Origin of the sequence: Streptomyces sp. MB09-01 (assembly GCF_033794505.1) — a bacterium.
Classification (GTDB): domain Bacteria; phylum Actinomycetota; class Actinomycetes; order Streptomycetales; family Streptomycetaceae; genus Streptomyces.
On sequence record NZ_JARAYQ010000439.1, the window covers coordinates 1 to 4,127 of the forward strand.

3 protein-coding genes are annotated in these 4,127 nt (G+C 76.1%); all 3 read right to left on the reverse strand.

Annotated elements, in window-relative coordinates:
* Positions 1–13: 13 nt before the first annotated feature.
* The 3 genes from PV721_RS41815 to PV721_RS41825 all read right to left on the reverse strand — a co-directional run bounded on the left by PV721_RS41815 (position 14) and on the right by PV721_RS41825 (position 4,028).
* Positions 14–1,915: a condensation domain-containing protein gene (locus tag PV721_RS41815; protein ID WP_319733900.1), complete on the reverse strand. Its 1,902-nt coding sequence runs from the start codon at positions 1,913–1,915 to the stop codon at positions 14–16.
* Between the two features lie 164 nt (positions 1,916–2,079).
* A complete protein-coding gene (locus PV721_RS41820) occupies positions 2,080–2,991 on the reverse strand; it encodes a 4'-phosphopantetheinyl transferase family protein (protein ID WP_319733902.1) in 912 nt (303 codons plus the stop codon).
* A gap of 74 nt (positions 2,992–3,065) precedes the next feature.
* On the reverse strand, positions 3,066–4,028 hold the full coding sequence (locus PV721_RS41825; protein WP_319733903.1) for an SRPBCC family protein: 963 nt from the start codon (positions 4,026–4,028) through the stop codon (positions 3,066–3,068).
* Between the last annotated feature and the right edge of the window lie 99 nt (positions 4,029–4,127).

The window sequence follows — 4,127 nt, forward strand, 5'->3', positions numbered from 1 at the left end:
CCGTCGTGGCGCTTCACCTGGACGGTCCGCCCGGCCCGCACCCGCCCAGCACCAGCCGCCTGCCGGAAGCCAGCAGCACGGCCAGGGCAGGAGGCACCACCGCGCCGGGCGGACCGTCCAGGTGAAGCGCCACGACGGTCTGCGGGCCCCGGTGCTCACGCGCGAACAGCTCGTAGCAGCCACCCACCACCCCCGGCACCACCAGCAGACAGATCACGTCCGCCGAAGACGCCCCGCTGCGCAGCGTGCTGAGGGTGGCGCGCCGCGGCACGGGCGGCAGGGCGGCCATGGCCGGGGCCTCGTCGTCCGCCAGCAGGTCCAGCACCTGGCCGACGGTGGCATCCGGGTCCGGCAGACCGGTCAGGGCCCGCAGCAGGCCGACGCACTGGCCCAGGACGGCGGCGGCGTCCGCATCCGCCAGCCTCGCCCGGTCGTAGACGGCATCGAGCAGCAGCGCGCCGCCGCTCTCGTGCCGGGCGACGACCGTGACGGGCACCCCGGTTCCGGCGCCCACGGCCCGCGGCGCATCCACGCCGATGCCCTGCGCCGCCAGTTCCCGGCCCACGTCGGCCCCCGGTCCGGCCGGGCCGTCGAAGACGATGACGGAGTCGGTGAGCCGCTCGCCCGGCCCCCGGCCGCTCCACTCGCGGATGCGGTCGGCCGACACCCACGGATAGGCGGCCATCTCCAGCCGGGCGTCGTGCACCTGCTGCAACAGGCCGCTCAGCGGGGCCTCCGGATCCACCCGCACCGTCATCGGCAGCGCACTGCCGAGCAGCCCGGGGATACCGGCCGCTCCCGGCAGCGCCACGTCACCGCCGGAGAGCCGGACCCCGAAACTCACCGGCAGGGGCCCCTCGGCCGCGGCCGCCCGGTACAGCAGCAGCGCCCACACCAGGTGCAGGGCGCTGCTCTCGCCGGCACCCCGGGCCGCGGCCCACGAGCGCAGCCGGGGACCGTACGGTTCGCCCAGCCGCCGGCGCAGGTGTCCCTCGCCGCTCTGGCGGGTGTCCGCGCCGGGACGGCCCGGCGCGGTCGCAGCACCGCGCGGGGGCGCCGCACGCGTCCACAGCTCCCGGGCACCCTCGGTGCTCTGCCGGGCCAGCCAGCGCGCGTGGTCCCACAGGTCGGGGCGGCGTTCACCGCCGGGCAGGACGCCTGCGGCCAGGTAGGCGCGGTAGAACGCGCGCAGCAGGAGATGGACGCCGCGCTCGTCGAGCAGGGCGCGGTGGCAGGTCAGCAGCACCCGGGTGGGTGCCCCCGGTTCCCCCTCCAGCAGGGTCAGGCGCAACAGCGGCGGACGGGTGAGGGCGAACCCCCGCGCCCGGTCCGCGTCGAGGAGCTCCTGCCAGGTGATCTCGGTGCGGGTGCGGTGGACGACCTCCACCTCGGCGCACGGATGCAGCAGGAGCCGGGGCACGGCCGTCCAGTCGAACGCGGCCCGCAGGACCGACTCCCGCCCGCAGACGGACTGCCAGGCCGCGTCGAAGCGGGCCCGGTCGAGCGGGCCCGCCCAGTTCCAGTGGATCTGCTCCACGTGCCGCTCCGGTCCGCCGGGACGGGTGACGGCCTCCACGAGCAGTTCGCGCCGGTACCCGTCCAGGGTCAGGGGTTCACCGCCGCCCGGGCAGGGGCCCAGCAGATCGGCCAGCAGCTCGGCGCTCAGCGACGTGGGGCCGGACGCGGCGGCGTCCGGGAGGAGGCGCAGGGTGTGCCGGCCCGGACCGTGGCCCTCCAGGGTGACCCGGAAGCCGCGGTGGCGCTCGGCGATGCGGGCGGCGAACACCTCGGCGTCCGCATCGTGGCGCAGCCCGCGCAGGCCGAGGACGAGCGTGGAGCCGGGTGCACCGCGGCCCGCCTCGTGCACCACCGCCAGGACCGGCCCCGGCCCGTCCGCGGCGTCACGGCGGCTCACCGGCCGGCCCGCACGCAGCCCGGCCGCACGCAGCCCGGCCGCACGCAGCCCGGCCGCACGCCGTCGGGCCGGACGCCCGCCGCGGTCCCGTCAGTCGCCGACACGGACACGGACACGACACGGCGGAGCCGACGCGCTGGACACCGCGGCACGTTCCCTTGCGTTCACGGCGTCCGCCTTCCCTCGCCCCGCCCGGAGGTCCCCGGCCGCAGAAAGCGTAAGTGGTCCACCGGCCCGGGCCTCCTTTCCTCGAGCGGGACTGCAGCGCTTCGCGAACCGGTGTCGACCTGCGCCTCCCGCACCGCCGCCGGGAGGACGGCCCGGCGCCGGTGCGCGGCGCCGACCAGGTAACGCTCCTGGACGAGATGGGTGGTGAACGTCCACTCCCCGGCCGCGTCCCCCTCCCGCGGTGCGCCCGCCAGGACGACCCGCCCCCGCTCGTCACGGTCGAACCCGAAGGCGGAAGAGCGGCGGCGCAGCCCCGGCCCGAGCGCCTTGGCGTAGGCCTCCTCCAGGGTCCACAGCCCCAGCAGCCGGGCCCGGCGCTCGCCCTCGGGCAGCGCGGCCAGCGCCGCGCGCTCCTCCACGCCGCACAGCTGCCCGGGCGGCACCTCGAAAGAGACGTCACGGTCCGCGGCCTGCGCGTCCACACCGATCGGACCGGTGCGGCTGACACCGACCGCGATCAGCTCACCGGTGTGCGCCAGGCTCACCTCCAGGCCCTCGCCCGCGCCCCGCACCAGGGGCTGCCCGCCCGGCCCGTACCCCAGTTCCAGGCTGTCCACGGGAACGTCCAGCGCGGCGGCGGCGCAGTGCTTGACCACCAACCGCGAGACGGCGAACCGCATCCTGCCGGCCGCCGGCGCCGTCTGCCGGTAGCGGGGCCAGTCGCTCCCGAGCAGCGGCCGCAGCGCGGGATCGAGCAGGACGGCCGCCAGCCACTGGCCCCACGTCGTGCAGACGACCGCCCGGCCGACGTCGTCGAGCCGGTCGCCCACCTCGTCCCAGGGCCCCTCGGGACCGGCGATGTGCAAGGGCACGTCGATCGGATCAGGACGGTACCGGGCGGGGACCATGGCCACCGGCCTCCTTCTCGTACTCAGCGCGAACCCGTGCTCATCGCGGACTCGCGGACGGCGAAACCCGGAACTCATCGCAGACGGCGGACGGCGCTGCGGGCGTGCCACCCCGCCATGCGCAGAGTCTCGGTACCGGCCCGCCCCAGCCACGTCCGCACGTACCGGCGCGCCTCCACCAGGTCGGTCCCCGCACCCAGCACCTCCTCGACCGCTTCCTCCCGCAGCATCACCTGCCGGGCGCAGACGACCCGTACGCCGTCCCCGTCCGAAACCAGCGACCACTCGCCGCTGTGCGCGGCGATCAGCGCGGACGTCGTCAGCTCCTTGTGCACGATCCGCGCGGCCGAGGGGAAGCACAGCCGCACCGACCGGGTGGTGACCGTACGTCCGCCCGGGGCGGCGCAGGTGTCCACCGTGGCCAGCTGCACGCCCGGCACGTCCTCGATCACACCGACCGACTCCACGTGCGGGACGCGCTCGGGCCAGTCCCCGATCCGGTAGAGGAAGTCGTAGACCAGCTCGGCCGGGCCGTCGACGTGCACACCGTCCTCGAAGGAGAACAGCAGCTGGTCCAGGCGCTCCCAGCGCTCGGCGACCCCCTTCACGTGGCCGACCTGTTCGGCCGCCTCCGCCTGCCACTCCTGCCGGCTGCGCCCGGTCCCGGCGGCGGGCAGCCCCTCCAGAGTGCGGTCCTGACGCAACGTCAGCAGTGATTCCGTCTCGCCGAGCGCCTCGACCGTCCACCGGCCGGCGGTGGGCAGCCCGGGGCGGGCGGTGTCCTCCTGCTCGAACGCGACGGTCCTGGCGTGCGGGTCCAGCACCCGGCGTACGTGGAAGGAGCGGACCCTTTCCTCCCGCACGTCCCAGAGCCGCAGCCGCTCCCGGACCCCGTCGAAGTCCATCCGCTCGACGTGGACGTACGAGGGCAGCAGCAGCGGCCAGCGCACGGCATCGGCCAGCAGCCCGTAGACCACGCCGGCCGGGGCGGCGACCCACGCCGTCCGCTCGCTCGCGTGCACGCGCTGCGACGACATGAGACGCACCCCCGCCCTGATCGTTCCTGCGATGGGATCCAGGCTGCACCAGGGGACTCGAGCCTTCCTCAACCCCCGACGGGCGCGGCCCCGCTGAGC